The following is a 16,616-nucleotide window of genomic DNA, read 5'->3' on the forward strand; positions in this document are numbered from 1 at the left end:
GACTCAGATCTGCTCGTCCGACGCCATAAAGCAAACCCGATCGCGCCCTTCGTGCTTGGCGCGGTACAGGGCCGCGTCGGCGCGACGCAGCAGACTGTCCACCGTATCCGTCGCATTCAACTCGGCCACGCCGGCGCTCAGGGTCTGCACTCGGTCCGTGCTGAAAGCTAAGGCCCGCGATTGTTCGCACAGCCGCTCGGCGAACGTCACCGCCTGCTGGCCGCCAGTTTCCGGACACAGCACCAGAAACTCCTCGCCACCCCAGCGCCCCACCGCATCACTGCCGCGCAGGCAACCTTTCAACAGGTCGGCAAACTCCTTGAGCACACGGTCGCCCATCTGGTGGCCGAGCTCGTCATTGATGCGCTTGAAGTGGTCGATATCCAGCATGACGATCGACAGCGGGCGCTGATAACGCCGTGCCTGCTCCAGCGCCTTGGCGAAACGGCGATCCAGCGCCGCACGATTGGCCAACCCGGTCAGCGCATCGGTCTGGGATTTGATCTGCAACTTCTCGTTCAACCGACGCAGTCGGCCGATCCAGAACAGGCTGGTGACCAGCATCACCGAGAAAATCACCACGATCTGCACGATCAACCGATAGTCAGTACCTGCTTCGAGGCGTACCGGCGCGTGGCTGTTGGCGATCTGGTTCAGCTCTCCCGGCGTGATGGTGCCGATCGCCTTGTTCAGTATGTCGCGCAGCACAGGTTCGCTTTTAAGTACGCCAATTCGAAACTGGTTATCGAAACTGCTGACTTGTCCGGCAATCTTCAGATTGAACCAGCCTTCCCGGCGAATGGTGTAGGCAGCCACTGTCAGAGAGCGAACCGTCAGATCCGCCTTGCGCTCATTGACCAGCTCCAACGCCTGGGCATCCGTATCAGTACGGATAATGCGCAGCTGAGGATAATCTCGCCGCACGCTCTCTTCCACGGAGGTACCGGACGGCAACGCGACAGTCGCGCCTGAAAGCGCAGACAGGTCTGCCACATAGGGATGATCTTCCCGCGCGATGACGACGTTGGCATCGGTGAACAGCGGCTTGGTAAAGATCAGCCAAGCATCGCGCGCTGGCGTCTGATTGAGAAAGCTCAGCAGCTGGCAGCGACCCGCTTGGGAGAATGTGACCGACTCATCCCAATCCTTGGTTGCCAGGATCTGCAGCTGCAACCCTGCCCGCTGCGCAACGAGCCGCAGAAGATCCGCCGCGATTCCCTCATGCTCACCCCGGGCGTTGAGCATCTCGAACGGAAGCCAGTCGGGATCGACGCATATGCTCACCGACCCGTTCTCAGCCAACCATTCACGCTCGACAGCACTGAGCTCGAGTGCCACATCGACGGACGCCGCCGCACTGCCCGCCAGAGTCAGCAACACGATGAGCAAATACCTAGTCACTTCAGCCACCCTTTGGAAGGACTGCGCGTAACGTTGGCGACGGTTACATTCAACACGACGTAAACGGTACGGCAAGACAGATCATGGCTATGAGCTATCACATATCGTGCCAAACGGTTTTTTGACGCTTCTAATTATTTGCAACCATTGATTGACCCGCCAATCGAACCGACCGGCAGTGGGCTCTTCTAAAGGGGACCGAATTTACGGAGGTTCACATGACTAGACAGCAAATCCTCGCCTGCGGGCTGGCGCTCTGCGCCCCGCTGGCACTGGCGCAGACGCCCCAGCCGGAAATCATTACCCACCTCAACGGTCTGGATATCGAAGTCAGCCCCATGGGTGTGCCGGCCAAATCAGAAGGCATCGAGGGCGAGCTGCTTGGCGTGCGAGCAGTGAAGGTGATGAACCGCACCGGCAGCCAGGTTTCCTGTGAATTCCGCGTGCCTGATGAAGCGCGTTCGGATACCTCGGCGTCGCCGGTATTCACCGTCGCGCCAAATACCCAGCGCACCGAGCGCGTTCCGGGCGACTACTCGCCGGACGAACCCTACGCGGAAATCACCTGCCGCTCGAGCGACCAAAGCCCGTCGCAATAAGCGTCGCGGGCGTCAGCGGCGCTCTTCACGGATGAAGGGAATGCCCAGTGCGCCCGGCTGGTTGCCGGAGACGTTCTTGCCGCTTGCGACCCAGATCATCACCGCCAGGGTCACGGCGTAGGGCGTCATCAGTACGAAGTATTGCGGCAGGCGCACGCCTGCGGCGGCCAGTTGTGGAATCAACGCCTCGATGCAGCCGAATAGCAGCGCACCGGCCAGGGCCTTCCACGGCGACCAGCGCGCGAAGATCACCAGCGCTACGGCGATCCAGCCACGGCCGCCGGTCATGTCGGCGATCCACAGCTTGGTGCTGAGCACCGAGATGTAACCGCCCGCCAGTCCGATCAGCGCGGAGCCAGCGAGAATCGCTGCCAGCCGATAGCCGAGCACGGAAATCCCTGCCGCATCCGCAGCCTGCGGGTTCTCCCCGACCGCGCGCATCCTCAGGCCGGTAGTGGTGCGGGCGAAAAACCAGACCACGGCAAGAAAGATCAGCGGCGTCATGAACACCAGCGGGTTCTGCACGAAGACCTTGCCCAGCAGCGGCAGCTCCGACAGCGGCCACAGCTCGACCGCGCCCAGCCCCTTGACCGGCTTGTTGGTCCAGTCCAGCAGGGTGCCGAGCAAGCCGGTCAGGCCCTGGCAGAAAAACACCAGCGCCAGGCCGGCTATCACCTGATTGATGCGCAGCACCAGCACCATCAGCGCGAACAGCAGCGACACCACCGCCGCCGCGCCCATCGCCATCAGCAGCGAAGTGCCGTGGCTGCCGAGCGCCAGTTGTGCGCCAATCCCGGCCAACGCGCCGACCAGCATCAGCCCTTCGGCGCCCAGCGCCAGGACGCCAGCGCGCTCGGTGAGGATCAGCCCCAGCGCCGCGAGAGCGAAAGGTACGGCGAAGTCCGGCGTGTTGCCGAGCCAGTTGGCGATCATGTCCATCAGCTTTCGCCTCCCTGAACGCGGCGGATACGGTGGCGGATAAAGAAATCCGAGGAGGCGACGCAGATGACCAGGATCGCCTGGATCAACTGCACCATGGAAAACGGAATTTGATAGAACACCTGCAGGCTGCGCCCGGCGACGAAGAGCATCGCCATCAACAGCGCCACCACCAGCGCCGCTACCGGGTTGTTGCGCGCAAGGAAGGCGATGAGGATGCCGGAGAAGCCGTAGCCCTGATAGAACGACTGGGTCAGCCGCCCCTCCTGCCCCGCCGTGACGAGAAACCCGGCAATCCCGGCCATGGCGCCGGAAATCAAAACCGTGCCGATGATCATCTTCTGCACCGGCACGCCTACTGCGCCGGCCACCCGCGGGTTGGCATCGACGAAGCGCAGGTATAGCCCGGCGCGGGAAATGCCGAGAAACCAAAGCGCCAGCAACGCGACGACCACCGCTAGCGGCACTGCCGCGCTGATGCCGTCGAACAGCTCCGGTAGGCGCTCGAACGGCTGGAACTGCGGTGAATAGGGGAACGAACTCTTCGGATCTTTCCAGCTGCCATAGAGCAGATGCAGCAAAAAGTTGATCGCCAGATAGTTGAGCATCAGCGTCGAGATGATCTCGTTGACCTTCAACCGCAGCTTGAGCAACACCGGCGCCAGGGCCCAGAGCAGACCGCAGATGATCGCTGCCGCCAGCATCAGCTGCAGGCGCAGCGCCTGCGGGCCGACCTCGAACAGGGAGATCGCCGTGGCACCGATAGCGCCCCAGATCATCTGACCCTCAAGCCCGAGATTCCAGAACTTGGCGCGAAACGCCATGCAGCCGGCCAGGCCGACGAGGATCATCGGCGATGCTTGAAACAAGACCGCTTTCAGGCTCTGTGCATCGAATACCGTGAGGATGACGAACTCATTGAGCAGCTCACCGGCCGGTACGCCAGCGGCGATGAGGATGGCGGCGGAAATACCCAGCCCCAGCAGCAACGCGAGGCCGATGATCGCAGCCTGCCAATGCCAAGCCAGTTGCTGGCGGATCTCCAGGGCGTAGCGTCGCGACAGCAGGGGCTGTTTCGGGCGCTCGGCCGCTTGCGCAGCCTGCTCCAGCATCACGGGGCGTACCTGTTCATTCATGGTTTACCCCTTCTAGACTCAACTCGCCATGGCTCAGCTCCCCATGGCTGACCATCGCCCTACCAATGGCCTGGCGATCCGCGGGCCGGTCGAACTCGGCGACGATGCGCCCTGTGTTCATCACGCCGATGCGATCGGCCAGGGCCAGCACTTCGTCGAGGTCCTCACTGATCACCAGCACCGCTGCGCCAGCATCCCGCGCTGCCCGCAGGCGAGCATGCACGGCGGCGGTGGCGCGCACGTCGAGGCCGCGGCTGGGGCTGTGCACCAGCACCAGTTGTGGGTCACGGGAGAACTCCCGGGCGATCACCAGCTTCTGTGCGTTGCCACCGGAGAGCAACGCGGCCTTCTGCTTCAGCGAGCGCACGCCCTGCACATCGAACCCGGCCACCGCCTCGGCCGCGTCGGCCTCCAGACGCTTGCGCCGCAGGTTGAAGAACGAGCCATAGCGCCCGCTGTGGATCTGCCCGACGCCGAAGTTCTCGGCCACCGACAGATCGCCGGCCAGCGCCGTGCCGTAGCGGTCAGCCGGGATCGCAGCAATGCGCAACTCCCGGCGCTGCTCAGGGCTGGCCCGGCGCAGATCGCCAAAACCGGTCAATTCCAACGTGCCTTCGCAGGGCTCAGGCAAGCCCATCAGCAAATTCGCCAACTCGCTCTGGCCGTTGCCGCCCACACCAGCGATGCCGTAAATCTCGCCCGCGCGCAGGCTCAGCGTCACGCCATTAAGCGCGCCATGCCCACTCCCACCCGTCGACCTTAGATCCCGCACCTGCAGCCGCACCTCGCCCGGCGTCGCCGGCTGGTATTCGCTAGCCGGTGCGGACTCGCCCACGGTCAGACGCACCAGCTCGGGCACCGAGACCGTTTGCGGATCGAGTGTTTGTATCGTCCGACCGCCCCGCATCACGGTGACGCGATCGGCGAAGCGCTTCACATCGCTCATCTTGTGAGTGACCAGGATTACCGCCGCGCCCTGCCGTGCGAAGGCGCGCACCGTTTCCAGCAGGCGCTCGGCCTCCCCGTCGGTGAGTACCGCCGTCGGCTCGTCGAGGATCAGGATCCGCGCACCGGCCAGCAGCACCTTGAGAATTTCCACCCGCTGCTGCTCGGCCACCGACAGAGACTCGGTAATCTTGCGCGGGTCGATGGTGAAACCCAGCTCTGCCGCCTTGTCGCTGATCCGCTGTTCCAAAGCCGTCAGCCGCTGCCGGTGGCTGCCCGCGAAAGCATGATTGCCGGGCCCCACGGGCAGCCCCAGCTGGATGTTCTCGGCCACGGTGAAGGGCTTCACCAGCTTGAAGTGCTGATGAACCATGCCGATGTGGTAGCGGCTGGCATCCCGCGGGCCGCTGAACCGCACCGCATTGTCGTTGATCAACAGCGATCCGCTTTCCGGTGCGTAGAGGCCGGCGGCGATGTTCATCAGCGACGACTTGCCCGCGCCGTTCTCGCCGAGCAGCGCATGCACCTCACCCCACTTGGCGGTGAAGTCTGCCTGGGACAGAGCCATGAAGCCGTCGAAAGACTTGCTGACCCCGGAAAGCTGGATCGCGTTGAGGTTGCTCATTGCTGTGTGGTCACTCCCTTGACGAACCAGTCCATCTGCCACAGTGCCGGGTCGGCCATCACCTCACCAGCGGCGATGCGCTCGGTTCCGTCACGATCCAGCATCGGCCCGGCGTAGATCTGCTTCTCGCCTTTTAGCAGCTGCTCGCGGGTGGCCATGATCTTGGCCTTGTCCGGTTCGGAAACCGCCGGACCGCAGCAGGCCGCGTCGGTGCCGCCCTCGGCCATGGACAGCAGCGCGCCGTTCTCCGGTGGAATCCAGTTGCCGGCGCTGATCTTCTTCAGTTCCGGCGCGAGGAACTTGTCCCAGACCCAAACCGAGGAACAGACGGTGGCGTCCGGGGCAAACTCGCGCATGTCGCGATGGTGCCCGGTGCCGTGTACGCCACGCTCCTGAGCCACGATCTGCGGCGTCGGGCTGTCAACGTGCTGGCCGAGAACGTCGGCGCCGGCATCGATCAGCGCCATGGCGGCTGCGCGCTCCTTGACCGGGTCGTTCCAGGCGCCGGTGTAGACCACTGTGACGGTGGCGTCCGGGTTGATCTGCTGGGCGCCGAGGGCGAAGGCGTTGACCGTCCAGTTCACCTGGCCGAAGGGGTTGGCCGCGACAAAGCCGAGCTTGCCGGTCTTCGACGCCGCGCCGGCGGCCATGCCGCACAGGTACTGGCTTTCGTAGGTGCGCCCGTAGAAGGATTCGAGGTTGGCGCTGTTGGTGGTGCCCGAGCCGTTGAGGAAGGCCACGTCCGGGTACTTGTCGGCCAGTTCCTTGAAGGTGTCCGAGTAGCCGAAGGCGGTGCCGATGATGACGTTGGCGCCGCGCTGGATCAGCCGGTCCACCGCCGGGCGGATCGAGGAAGCGTTCTCCGGCACGCTCTCGACGTACTGGATCTTGGTATCCAGCTCGGTTTCGAGCTTCTGCCGCGCCTCGTCGAAGGCCTGGGTCCAGCCGCCGTCGTTGCGTGGGCTGATGTAGAGCATGGCGATTTTCGCCGGCTTATCGAGGGTCAGCCCTTGCCCTTCCTGCGCCGCGGCGGCGCCAACAGTCGTCGTCAGGCCGAGAGCCATCGCCGCACACAAGGTCCGTTTCATCTGATTGAGCATTTTTGGTCTTCCTGAGGTTGGCACGTCAAAGCATGTGGTTGATGCGAAACACGTTGTCTTCCGGGTCCAGCAGCACCGCCTGATACCAGTGGTAATAGGTTTCGTAGGGCGCCTTGATCAGCCGCGCGCCCATGGCGACAGCGATGGGCACCAGACGCTCGACCTCTTCTTTCGTATCGACGTCGATGTTCAGCAGGAACTTGCAGCCGCGGGTGTCGGCGAATTCGTCCAGATGCAGCAACTCATAGGCTTCCGGCGCGTTGAAGCCGATGCAGCTCTTGCCGGTATCCAACCCGCGAAAGATCGGCGAGGCGATTTCGGGGATGTTCCTGAAGCCGAACAGCTCGCGGTAGAAACCGCTCAGGACTTCGATGTCGCGGGCGAACACGTTGACGTAGGACAGCGTGCTCATGCGACCTCCAGGCCTTTGCCGAAGGTGGTCTGCTTGACGAACTTGGAGAGCAGGTTGTCGCCGGAGGTGACCGGCGCGTGGCGCGGCGCTTCGCCGTCGGCCAGGCATCCCGGCAGGCACTCGATCAGCGCGTCATAGTTGGGCTGGTGGAAGAACACCAGTGACTGCCGTCCGTTGTCGGCAGGGCTGTCTGCCGGCGGGTTGACCACCCGGTGCAGCGTGGAAATCCACTGATCGTTGGTCCACTGCATCATCAGGTCGCCGATGTTTACGGCGAAGCCGTTCTCCACATAGGGCACATCCACCCATTCGCCCTGACGGTTGCGGGCCTGCAAGCCGCCCAACGCGTTGTCCGGCTTGACGATGGTCAGGCTGCCGTAATCAGTGTGGGCACCGGCGCGCATCTGGCCGGGCTCCACCGTGCCCTTCACGTCCGGGTAGCTGAGGCTGCGGAACATGCTGATGTGTTTGTCGATCTTGTCGTCGAAGAAGGTTTCCGGCAGTTTCAGCGCTAGCGCGAAGATGCGCATCAGCGACTGCGACAGCTCGCTCATGGCGGCGAAGTATTCGCGATAGGCCTGCTCAAAGCCTTCGATGCCGCTCGGCCAGACGTTCGGCGCGAAATGCGGGCCGGCTTCGGCGCAACGGTAGTAGTCCTCATCCGGCACATCGCTGGGCCCGATGGAGAAGGATTCCTTGAGATCTCCGGGTGCGGCCTCCTCCATCGAATAGGACAGACTCTCTTCGGCGATGGCGCTGTAGCCGCGCACCATTTCCGGGCTGGGCCGGTCGACCTTGCGCTTTTCCGGCAACGGCAAGGCGAAGAACTGTCGCGTCAGCCGCGACACGCGCTCGATCAGTTCAGCGGGAATCTGGTGATTGGTGATGACCAGAAAACCGATGTCTCGACAGGCCTGGTCCACGGCACGGGCGACCTGCTGCTTGCCTTCCGGCGTACCGGCGAAATATGGCGCCAGGTCGATGATGGGAACGTATTGCAGAGTCATGGATGACGCACTCCTCTGACGCAAGGCGGAAACCTGAGCGCGTCGCCAATGGCGCAGGCGCTTCTCTGTATGCGTGACGCCGCCGCCCGTTGCACACAGGCGGCTGTCGAGGAGAGAGCAGAAAGCGTGCCACTAGATCAATTTGCTTATGGATCAGTGACTTGGCGTTTTGGCGAGGGCGAAACGGATCAGATGGTCCGGTTCGGAGCACTTGGTTTGTGCGTAAGGCACGAAAAGCGGGCGCAAAGAGGATGCGGCGGCGACACGCTGCGGTATCGCTGCCTCATGCATATGGATTGGGTATGCCGGCTCAGTCGCCGAATCGCTGCAGGATGCAACTGCGAATGGAGGAAGCCGGCAACACTGCCTTGGCCAAGCCGTACTGGCAGCCTAAGCCGCTAGGGTTGCGGACACCTAGCAGCTGGGCAAAAGTAATCAGCTGTCGCGGGCGCTCTTGATCCGGTGGTCCCAGCGACGCTTGGCAAAACGACGCATGTTCGGGATGTCATCCGTCTCGTCCATGATCGGTTTACCGATAATGGTCTCCATGATGTCTTCCATCGTAACCAAACCACGCCAGCTGCCGAACTCGTCATACACGAGACACATGTGCTGGCGCTCATGCATAAGCTGCGTCATCAGGTTTTCCACACTCGCCGTCTCAGGGGTCACCTTCAGCGGCTTCATGATGGACGAAACCGGCGCGTCGTTTTCTTCGGCCGCCAACGCGTCGTAGCGGAATATGACCCCCATAGGGGTTTCATCTTCACCGATCACGGGGTAGCGCGAGTACTGGCTGTCTGCAACCTTCTCCTTGAATGTCCCGATGGTGGCATCTGGCGCGGTGTAATCACATACCGTGCGTGGCGTCATGATGTCGCGAACCTTGATTTCGTGCAGATCGAGAATGTTGCTGATAACGCGCTGCTCATCTTCGTCGAGGCATTTCGTTTCGCGGCCGAGGATGGTCAGCGCCTTTATTTCCTGGCGAATGTCATGTTCCGGCTCCTTGCCGCCGAACATCCGCATCATCAAGTCAGACAGCATGATGAAAGGCTTGAGCAACATGATCATGGCGCCCAGAAGAGGCGGCAGGTAAGGCGCAATCGACCGCCAGTAGCGAGCACCGATGGTCTTAGGAAGAATCTCGGAGAGCACCAGAATCAAGATAGTCATGACCGCGGAGGCAATCCCGACATAGCCGTTCCCGAACACCACAGTCACCTGCGCGCCCACTCCGGTAGCACCTACCGTGTGCGCAACGGTGTTGAGCGTCAGAATGGCGGCGAGCGGCTGATCGACCTTGTCTTTCAGGCCTTTGAGCCGTTCGTAGAGTTTCGGTTTGGAGGTTTTCTGATGGGCGATGAAGCTGGGTGTTAGCGAGAGCAACGCGGCTTCCAGGATCGAGCATATGAAGGAAACCAGAATGGATAAGACAGCAAACGCTATCAGGAGGGTCATGAGTAAAGAGTATCGTTACTGAGGGCCTGTCAATTTACAGCAACGCCGCAAAACGTCGACGAAGGGCACGGGTGGGCCTGCAACATTTCATTTCCTCATTCGCTGATTCAGACAAGCGATTTGCGTCAAAATCGATGAAAAACACCGCAGTTCTAATTTACCTACCGAAGCTAATCCGCTGACCTGCGCCGCACTTGCGGTCTTCGATGTCCTCCGCCATCTCGCTCAGACGTGCCCCTGCACACTTCGAACCTCGCCGTCATGCATCGCAAACAGCCCGAGTGGTAAACGCCAAAGTGAACTAACAGGCGTAAGTCACGATCCCCTTTTAAGCACAGTCAGTCAGACCGAGCCGGATCGCCCAGCGCAACCGCGCCGAGCAGGAGGTCATGGGTCGTAAGCGATGAGGACTCCTTCGTGACCGTTATCACCCGCAGCACGCAAACCACCACCCATAGCATCTCCCGCCACGTCCCGAACCCACTGCATGCGACATTGCTGGCCGGCACCGTCCCGCTGTTCCTCGGCGCCATGCTCAGCGACATCGCCTACTTCAAGACTTACGAGATTCAATGGAGCAATTTTGCCGCCTGGCTGATTGCCGGTGGGCTGGTCTTCTGCGGCCTGGCGCTGCTATTCGCAGTAGTAAACTTGCTGCGCGCCCATCACAAGAAGGGGCGGCCACTGATGTACTTTCTGCTGCTTTTGGCGACCTGGGTGCTGGGCTTTATCAACGCGCTGGAGCACGCCAAGGATGCCTGGGCGACGATGCCGCTGGGTTTGGTGCTGTCGGTAATCGTCACGCTACTGGCCTGCGCCGCGACGTGGATTGGCCTGAGCAACCTGCGCGACGGAGGTGAGGCATGAAGCATTCAAGCTCAAGCGCACTGACCGCCCTGGCCATGGCCGTACTGCTGAGCGCATGCGGTGGCGAGCAGGACTCCGCCCAGCACTACGGGACGAACCCCAAGCTGCCCGAGCCGGAACGCGGCCTGCTGCCCAGCATGAAGATCGCCGAGCCAACTCCCTGGGGCGATCAGGTGCCCACCGTGCCGGACGGTTTCAGCGTGACGGCAATTGCCACCGATCTGAAGATCCCCCGCCAGACCCTGGTGCTGCCCAACGGCGACATCCTCGTGGCGGAGGGCCGCGGCGGTAATGCGGCTAAGCTCAAGCCGAAGGACGTCATCGCCGGTTATCTCAAGGCCAAGGGCAACACCTCGGTAGAAAGCGGCAACCGCCTGACCCTGCTGCGCGATGCGGACGGTGACGGCACCTACGAGCTGCAGACCGTATTCGCCGAAGACCTCAACGCGCCGTATGGGCTGGCCTTCCACGACGGCAATCTATATGTCGCCAACCAGGACGAACTCGTTCGCTTCGACTATCAGGACGGCCAGACCGAGGCCAGCGGCCCGCCAACCAAAGTGGCGGACCTGCCGTCGGAGATCAACCACCACTGGACCAAGGCCCTGACCATCAGCCCGGACGGCCGGTACCTTTATGTCGGCATCGGCTCAAACAGCAACATCACCGAGCGTGGTATGGAAGCCGAGGTCGACCGGGCCATGGTTTGGCAGGTCAACGCCGAAACCGGCGCCTACAAGCCCTACGCCACCGGCCTGCGCAACCCCACCGCAATGGCGATACAGCCGGAAACCGGCCAGTTGTGGACGGTAGTCAACGAACGCGACGAACTTGGCGAAGACCTGGTGCCGGACTACCTGACGTCGGTTAAGGAAGGCGGCTTCTACGGCTGGCCCTACGCTTACTGGGGCCAGAACGTCGATGACCGCGTGCGCCCACTGGACAAGGACAAGGTCGCTGCCAGCATCACGCCGGACTACGCCCTGGGCTCGCACGTCGCCGCGCTTGGCCTGGACTTTTCGTCGGACGTGATGGGCGAACAGTTCGCCGAAGGCGTGTTCATCGGTGAGCACGGCAGCTGGAACCGCAAGGAACCGGTCGGCTACAAGGTGATCTTCGTGCCCTTCCGCGACGGTCGCCCCGCCGGTGAGCCGATCGACTTCGCCACGGGCTTTCGCACCGACGACGGCAAGACACGCGGTCGCCCGGTCGGCGTAACCGTGGACCCAAGTGGCGCGCTGATCGTCGCCGATGACTTGGCCAATATCGTCTGGCGAGTGACGCGGGAGCAGTGATGCACGGCCGGCCGGTGGCCAGGGTCACCGGCCGGTCTCACGCACCCTGAGCTCAGCCTGTCGCTGTGCTAAGCAGGCTCTTGAGCCGCTGCAGGTCGGCTTCGACCGCGAGCGCATCCGCCTCGAATTGCTCGTCGGTCATCCCCGGCTGGCGGAACAGACTGAAGACGAACTCACTGCCTTCGCCATACGGCATGACCCGCATGGGGTTGTGTACGGTCAGGCCCGACGCCAGCTCCACCTCGTGATCCAGCACGCCCAGCGCATTGCGAGCAGCGAAGCGGATCGTCACCTGGCCGAACGGCGCATCCGCGATCCAGGCACCGCCCTGCTGCCTGACCTCGGAACGCGCCAGCCCCGCCGCCCACAAGGGAAGATTGCGCGCATCGGCGGCGAACGCATACACATCGTCCGAGGCTCGGGCGATAAACACGCTGAATGGCGAACATGCTCCATGGCTCCTCCCGGCAGCTGCGCCCGAATGAACACAGCATGATAGAACCGCCTGTAGTATCAGGCGCAACAAAGCCGATGATCGCCTTCATCGGCCTCACCCGGCGGCGCGCGAACCAGAACATCGCCCTGTCCTATCGGTCTGTACCGAACAACAACCGCCGCTGGAAAGCTCCATGCTCCGCTCCATCCACCATGCCGCAATCATCTGCTCCGACTATGCCGTATCGAAACGCTTCTACAGCGAGACCCTCGGCCTCAGCGTGATCGTCGAGCATTACCGGGAATCACGGCAGTCCTACAAGCTCGATATGGCGCTGCCGGACGGCGGGCAGATCGAACTGTTCTCCTTTCCCGATGCGCCGCCGCGTCCTTCGCGGCCGGAAGCGCAGGGGTTGCGGCATCTGGCGTTCGCGGTGGACGACGTCGCCGCCTGCAAGGCTGCACTGGAGGCGAAGGGCGTGGCCGTGGAGCCGATCCGGGTCGACGAGTACACGGGCCTCCGCTTTACCTTCTTTGCCGATCCGGACGGCCTGCCGCTGGAGCTGTACGAAAAGGCATCGCGCTAGTTCGGCAGCCGGCCCATCCTGGCGGAGCTGGAAGCGAGATCACCACCTTGTTTCCTCGGGCCGTCCTCGGCTAGGGTGCCGCCTCGAAGAATTCGCGGTCATCAGGAGCATGCGGATTGAGCAGAACAGGGATGTTGGCGCTGGGGTTGTCCCTGGCGCTATCGGCACAGGCGACCGAGCGACAGGTCTATCTGGTGGCCACGGTGCAGCTGGACGGCTCCAGCCTGGCGCAGAGCATTTTCCTTCACGAGCCGCAGATCACCGAGCTGCAGGGCTGCCTCGACGCCGTGCGCGACGGGCAGAGCAAGCGTGACTGGCTCCTGTACCGGCACATCTTCCGCCGCGACCGCTTCAAGGGATTCTCCGGCCATATCCGCTACCAATGCGGCTACAGCGAGCAGCGCTTCAGCAGCTGGCACGACGGCCCGCGCTACAACAAGCCGTACCTGATTGGCGTGAACGACGCCTCCGAGCTCAGCGTGGTGCGCACGCCCAGCCAAGCGCAGTGCACGACCCAGCTCCGCGCGCTACCGGCGGCGCGGCAGGCTCAGAGCATCTGTGCCATGGGCAACCAGGAACTGCAGCCTTGAACCGGAGCCGCCCGGCCAGCAGACCAGGCGGCACGCCATGCATCAGTCCGGCTGGTAACTGCCCGGCACCGGCGCGAAGGAGACGCCGAAGCGGTTCCAGGCGTTGATGGTGGCGATGGCCAGCGTCAGGTTGGCGAGCTGAGCTTCGGAAAACTGCTCGCGTACCTCCTCGAACAGCTGCTGCGACACGCCCTGGGGCAACAGGGTGTTGGCCTCGGCCCAGGCCAGCGCGGCGCGTTCGCGGTCGGTGAAGAACGGGGTTTCGCGCCAGGCACTCAGGGCATAGATGCGCTGCTCGGTTTCGCCCAGGGCACGGGCGTCCTTGGTGTGCATGTCGAGACAATAGGCGCACCCGTTGATCTGCGAGACGCGGATCTTGACCAGCTCCATCAGCGGCTTGTCGACGCCATCCTCGCGGCGGCTCTGCCGCGCCAGGTAGGTTTCCAGCCCGATCATTGCCGTCATCACGTCGGGGGCGGCGGCCTGGTAATTCATGCGCATGGTGGTCACTCCTCGGTTTGAATGTGCAACCCAGGCTACGCAGCCGCCACGCTGCGCTATTGTAGATTTTCGACATCTTCGAACGCCGCCTTCCATGTCCGCCCTGCACGAACGACTGCCACACATCGATGGCTTCCTGACTCGACCGCCTGCGCCTGCCCTGGCTGCCTACGTACAACGCTTCTGGTGGCTGGAGGGTGACGCCGCCACGGCGTATGACGAGCAGATGCTGCATCCGGACGGCGCCTGCGGCGTCATCTTCAATTTCGCCGACCCACTGGCCTTCGATGGCCATCTGCACAACCCGCGTGCACTGATCGCCGGGCCGCAGCTTGTCAGTTCGCGGTTGCAACTGGCGGGGCCGGTAAGGTTGATGGGCGTGCGCTTTCGCCCTGGGATGGGCGCGGCGTTCTTTGGCGTCAGCCTGGATGAGCTCGCCGGCTTCCACGGTGCCGACTGGCAGCGGCTGGGCTTCGCCGCGATGGTCGACCAATTGGCCGAGTTGAGCCGCGAGGCGCAGCAGCTGCTGGTGGAGCAGGAGTTGATGAGGCGTTTGCAGGCGACGCAGGAGCGACGCTCACCGGTGCAACAGCTACTGTCGCAGATCACTGCGACCCAGGGCCGGCAGCGCTTGACCGAACTACTGCAGACGGTGCCCCTCGGGCAACGCCAACTGGAACGTCTGTTCCGCTATCAGGTAGGCCTGACACCCAAGCAATTCAGCCGCATCCAGCGCGTTGCGCTGGTTCGTCAGCACCTGCAACAGGGTGCGCCGTTGCTGGATACGGCACTGACCTGCGGCTACAGCGACCAGGCGCACTTTATCCACGACTTCAAGACAGTGGTCGGCATGACGCCGGGGCAATATCAGGCGAGCAAGGTAAGGCGATAACGGCCGTAAGCCCTGGGCCAGCGTGTCACCACCTGCGCGAAGGGATCGGCCGGGGTGGCCCTGAACGCGAAACGCTCAAGGTTCTGCTAGCCCGCTCAGATGGCTTTGCTGAGCGCTTCGAGCAACTGGGCTACCTTCTCTTCGTTTCGCTTGTAGTAAGTCCAGGGACCGATACGCTGCGAGGTCACCAGCTGCGCGCGCTGGAGCGCCGCCAGGTAGTTCGAGACGGTGGACTGCGACAACCCCACGCGTTCCTGAATGATGCTGACGCAGACACCCAGCTGCTCGGGATCGGCTTCCTGCTCGGGGAAGTTAGTCTTCGGGTCCTTGAGCAGGGTAAGAATGGCCAGCCGCGTGGGGTTATCCAGGGCCTTCAACGCTTCACTGACGTCTATGTTCATATCCGCGGCAGGTAGTGGGTTTTCGCGATCTTACGATACTTTGCCGATGCTGGCTGCGTGCGCTCCACTGGAGCGCACGCACGCCGACTCAGTGCAAGTACGCCGGGTAGTCGATGTAACCCTGTTCGGTGCCGCCATACATGCTGCTGGCATCCAGCAAGTTCATCGGCCAACCGTTGGCAATACGCGCCGGCAGGTCGGGGTTGGCAATGAAAGGACGGCCGAAGGCGATCAAATCCGCCCAGCCGGCCTCGACTGCCGCAGCGGCACGCTCGGGGGTGTATTTGCCCGCATAGATGATCGTACCGCTGAACGCCGCACGCACTGCCTCGCGGAAGCTGCCGGGCAACTCGGGCGCGGTGTCCCAATCGGCCTCCGCCAGTGATACATAAGCCACGCCGATGGCTTGCAGAATCTTCACCGCTTCGATGTAGGTCGCGTGGGGGTCTTGTTCCACGAGGCCAAGGTAGACGCGCTCCTCATCAGTACTGGCGAACAGCGGCGCAAAGCGAACGCCCATGCGCTCGGCACCTATGGCATCGGCTATCGCCTGGACCACTTCGCGCAGGAAGCGCAGCCGGTTCTGCAGCGAGCCACCGTATTCGTCGGTCCTGCTGTTGGTGTGAGCGGAGATGAACTGGTTGACCAGATAGCCATTGGCGCAGTGAATTTCGATGCCATCGAAGCCTGCTTCCATCGCGTTGCGCGCGGCCTCGGCATAGAGCTGTACCAGCTCTTTGACTTCGGCACTGGACAGCGCCCGCGGCATCGAGGGCTCCACAAGCGCGCCCTCGCCCGGTCCCGTTTCGATAAAGACTTTGACGTTGGTCGCCGGAATGGCGGACGGCGCAACAGGTTGCGCACCACCGGGTTGCAGCGAGGTGTGCGAGACACGGCCGACATGCCACAGCTGGGCGAAAATCACACCGCCCTCGTCATGCACCGCCTGGGTAACGGCCTTCCAGCCCTCAACCTGCTCAGGGCTGTGAATTCCGGGCGTCCAGGCATACCCCTGCCCACGCGGCTCGATCTGAATGCCTTCCGTCACCATGAAACCCGCACTGGCTCGTTGCCGGTAGTAGGTCGCCATTAGCGCGTTTGGAATATTGCCTGGCTGAGAACTGCGCGAGCGTGTCAACGGAGGCAACACGATGCGGTTACGTAGCGTGAAAGAGCCAAGCGAGCTGGGAGTGAAGAGTGCTGTATGATTCATAACGTAATATTTAGATATCGTGAATTATAGATATTAAAGCGCCTAGGCGGCGCCACCGTGATGTGATTGCCGCCCCGGTAAGTGCTGCGCAGCCCGGTACTTCCGCGACTGTCACCAGGCCGCGATCCTCGCCTTCATATCGATAAATGTCAATATCTAGATTTTATTTATGCCAGGAACAGGGGCTCCGAACCGCGTTCTCTAGACGGT

At 62.6% G+C, this 16,616-nt stretch carries 18 protein-coding genes; 6 read left to right on the plus strand and 12 right to left on the minus strand.

Annotated features, from left to right (window positions below; genetic code table 11):
- Window positions 1–3: 3 nt before the first annotated feature.
- Window positions 4–1,389, minus strand: a complete 1,386-nt coding sequence (locus AAEZ08_RS17770) for a diguanylate cyclase (protein WP_500124827.1) — start codon at window positions 1,387–1,389, stop codon at window positions 4–6.
- A gap of 230 nt (window positions 1,390–1,619) precedes the next feature.
- Here AAEZ08_RS17770 and AAEZ08_RS17775 point away from each other — a divergent pair, with 230 nt between their 5' ends.
- On the plus strand, window positions 1,620–2,000 hold the full coding sequence (locus AAEZ08_RS17775) for a hypothetical protein (protein ID WP_003280016.1): 381 nt from the start codon (window positions 1,620–1,622) through the stop codon (window positions 1,998–2,000).
- 12 nt (window positions 2,001–2,012) lie between these two features.
- Here AAEZ08_RS17775 and AAEZ08_RS17780 read toward each other — a convergent pair whose 3' ends face one another.
- The 7 genes from AAEZ08_RS17780 to AAEZ08_RS17810 form a co-directional block, all read right to left on the minus strand.
- Window positions 2,013–2,939 carry an ABC transporter permease gene (locus AAEZ08_RS17780; protein ID WP_058065601.1) on the minus strand — a complete coding sequence of 309 codons (927 nt, stop codon included), beginning with the start codon at window positions 2,937–2,939 and terminating at the stop codon, window positions 2,013–2,015.
- Window positions 2,939–4,075, minus strand: a complete 1,137-nt coding sequence (locus AAEZ08_RS17785) for an ABC transporter permease (protein WP_500124800.1) — start codon at window positions 4,073–4,075, stop codon at window positions 2,939–2,941. The genes AAEZ08_RS17780 and AAEZ08_RS17785 overlap by 1 nt, the downstream gene beginning before the upstream one ends.
- Complete coding sequence (locus AAEZ08_RS17790) at window positions 4,068–5,645, minus strand: ABC transporter ATP-binding protein (protein ID WP_500124801.1); 1,578 nt, start codon at window positions 5,643–5,645, stop codon at window positions 4,068–4,070. The genes AAEZ08_RS17785 and AAEZ08_RS17790 overlap by 8 nt, the downstream gene beginning before the upstream one ends.
- Window positions 5,642–6,745 carry a BMP family ABC transporter substrate-binding protein gene (locus AAEZ08_RS17795; protein WP_500124802.1) on the minus strand — a complete coding sequence of 368 codons (1,104 nt, stop codon included), beginning with the start codon at window positions 6,743–6,745 and terminating at the stop codon, window positions 5,642–5,644. Before AAEZ08_RS17795 ends, AAEZ08_RS17790 begins: the two co-directional genes overlap by 4 nt.
- Before the next feature lie 25 nt (window positions 6,746–6,770).
- Window positions 6,771–7,157, minus strand: coding sequence for a VOC family protein (locus AAEZ08_RS17800; protein ID WP_500124803.1), 387 nt, complete (start codon window positions 7,155–7,157; stop codon window positions 6,771–6,773).
- Window positions 7,154–8,164: an isopenicillin N synthase family dioxygenase gene (locus AAEZ08_RS17805; protein WP_500124804.1), complete on the minus strand. Its 1,011-nt coding sequence runs from the start codon at window positions 8,162–8,164 to the stop codon at window positions 7,154–7,156. Before AAEZ08_RS17805 ends, AAEZ08_RS17800 begins: the two co-directional genes overlap by 4 nt.
- A gap of 435 nt (window positions 8,165–8,599) precedes the next feature.
- A complete protein-coding gene (locus AAEZ08_RS17810; RefSeq protein WP_500124805.1) occupies window positions 8,600–9,625 on the minus strand; it encodes a CNNM domain-containing protein in 1,026 nt (341 codons plus the stop codon).
- 417 nt (window positions 9,626–10,042) lie between these two features.
- Here AAEZ08_RS17810 and AAEZ08_RS17815 point away from each other — a divergent pair, with 417 nt between their 5' ends.
- Window positions 10,043–10,492, plus strand: coding sequence for a DUF2231 domain-containing protein (locus tag AAEZ08_RS17815; RefSeq protein WP_419185031.1), 450 nt, complete (start codon window positions 10,043–10,045; stop codon window positions 10,490–10,492).
- Window positions 10,489–11,787, plus strand: coding sequence for a PQQ-dependent sugar dehydrogenase (locus AAEZ08_RS17820; protein ID WP_500124806.1), 1,299 nt, complete (start codon window positions 10,489–10,491; stop codon window positions 11,785–11,787). The genes AAEZ08_RS17815 and AAEZ08_RS17820 overlap by 4 nt, the downstream gene beginning before the upstream one ends.
- Before the next feature lie 52 nt (window positions 11,788–11,839).
- Here the strand turns inward: AAEZ08_RS17820 and AAEZ08_RS17825 are convergent, their stop codons facing one another.
- Complete coding sequence (locus AAEZ08_RS17825) at window positions 11,840–12,193, minus strand: SRPBCC family protein (protein WP_500124807.1); 354 nt, start codon at window positions 12,191–12,193, stop codon at window positions 11,840–11,842.
- Window positions 12,194–12,416: 223 nt separating this feature from the next.
- Between AAEZ08_RS17825 and gloA2 the strand changes: the two genes are divergently transcribed.
- Together gloA2 and AAEZ08_RS17835 are read left to right on the plus strand one after the other, a co-directional pair.
- Window positions 12,417–12,809: an SMU1112c/YaeR family gloxylase I-like metalloprotein gene (gene gloA2, locus AAEZ08_RS17830; protein WP_500124808.1), complete on the plus strand. Its 393-nt coding sequence runs from the start codon at window positions 12,417–12,419 to the stop codon at window positions 12,807–12,809.
- Between the two features lie 131 nt (window positions 12,810–12,940).
- Window positions 12,941–13,399, plus strand: a complete 459-nt coding sequence (locus tag AAEZ08_RS17835) for a hypothetical protein (protein ID WP_500124828.1) — start codon at window positions 12,941–12,943, stop codon at window positions 13,397–13,399.
- A 42-nt stretch (window positions 13,400–13,441) separates the two neighbouring features.
- On the opposite strand, the gene AAEZ08_RS17840 is transcribed toward AAEZ08_RS17835, so the two are convergent.
- Window positions 13,442–13,900, minus strand: coding sequence for a carboxymuconolactone decarboxylase family protein (locus AAEZ08_RS17840; RefSeq protein WP_500124809.1), 459 nt, complete (start codon window positions 13,898–13,900; stop codon window positions 13,442–13,444).
- 94 nt (window positions 13,901–13,994) lie between these two features.
- Between AAEZ08_RS17840 and AAEZ08_RS17845 the strand changes: the two genes are divergently transcribed.
- Window positions 13,995–14,792 (plus strand): helix-turn-helix transcriptional regulator, encoded by a 798-nt coding sequence (locus AAEZ08_RS17845; protein ID WP_102821310.1) that lies wholly within the window; start codon window positions 13,995–13,997, stop codon window positions 14,790–14,792.
- A 95-nt stretch (window positions 14,793–14,887) separates the two neighbouring features.
- Here the strand turns inward: AAEZ08_RS17845 and AAEZ08_RS17850 are convergent, their stop codons facing one another.
- Window positions 14,888–15,193 (minus strand): ArsR/SmtB family transcription factor, encoded by a 306-nt coding sequence (locus AAEZ08_RS17850; protein WP_003283189.1) that lies wholly within the window; start codon window positions 15,191–15,193, stop codon window positions 14,888–14,890.
- An 88-nt stretch (window positions 15,194–15,281) separates the two neighbouring features.
- On the minus strand, window positions 15,282–16,406 hold the full coding sequence (locus AAEZ08_RS17855) for an alkene reductase (RefSeq protein WP_500124810.1): 1,125 nt from the start codon (window positions 16,404–16,406) through the stop codon (window positions 15,282–15,284).
- Between the last annotated feature and the right edge of the window lie 210 nt (window positions 16,407–16,616).

Source organism: Pseudomonas sp. E45-MNA-CIBAN-0222, assembly GCF_040310405.1.
GTDB lineage: Bacteria > Pseudomonadota > Gammaproteobacteria > Pseudomonadales > Pseudomonadaceae > Stutzerimonas > Stutzerimonas stutzeri_AC.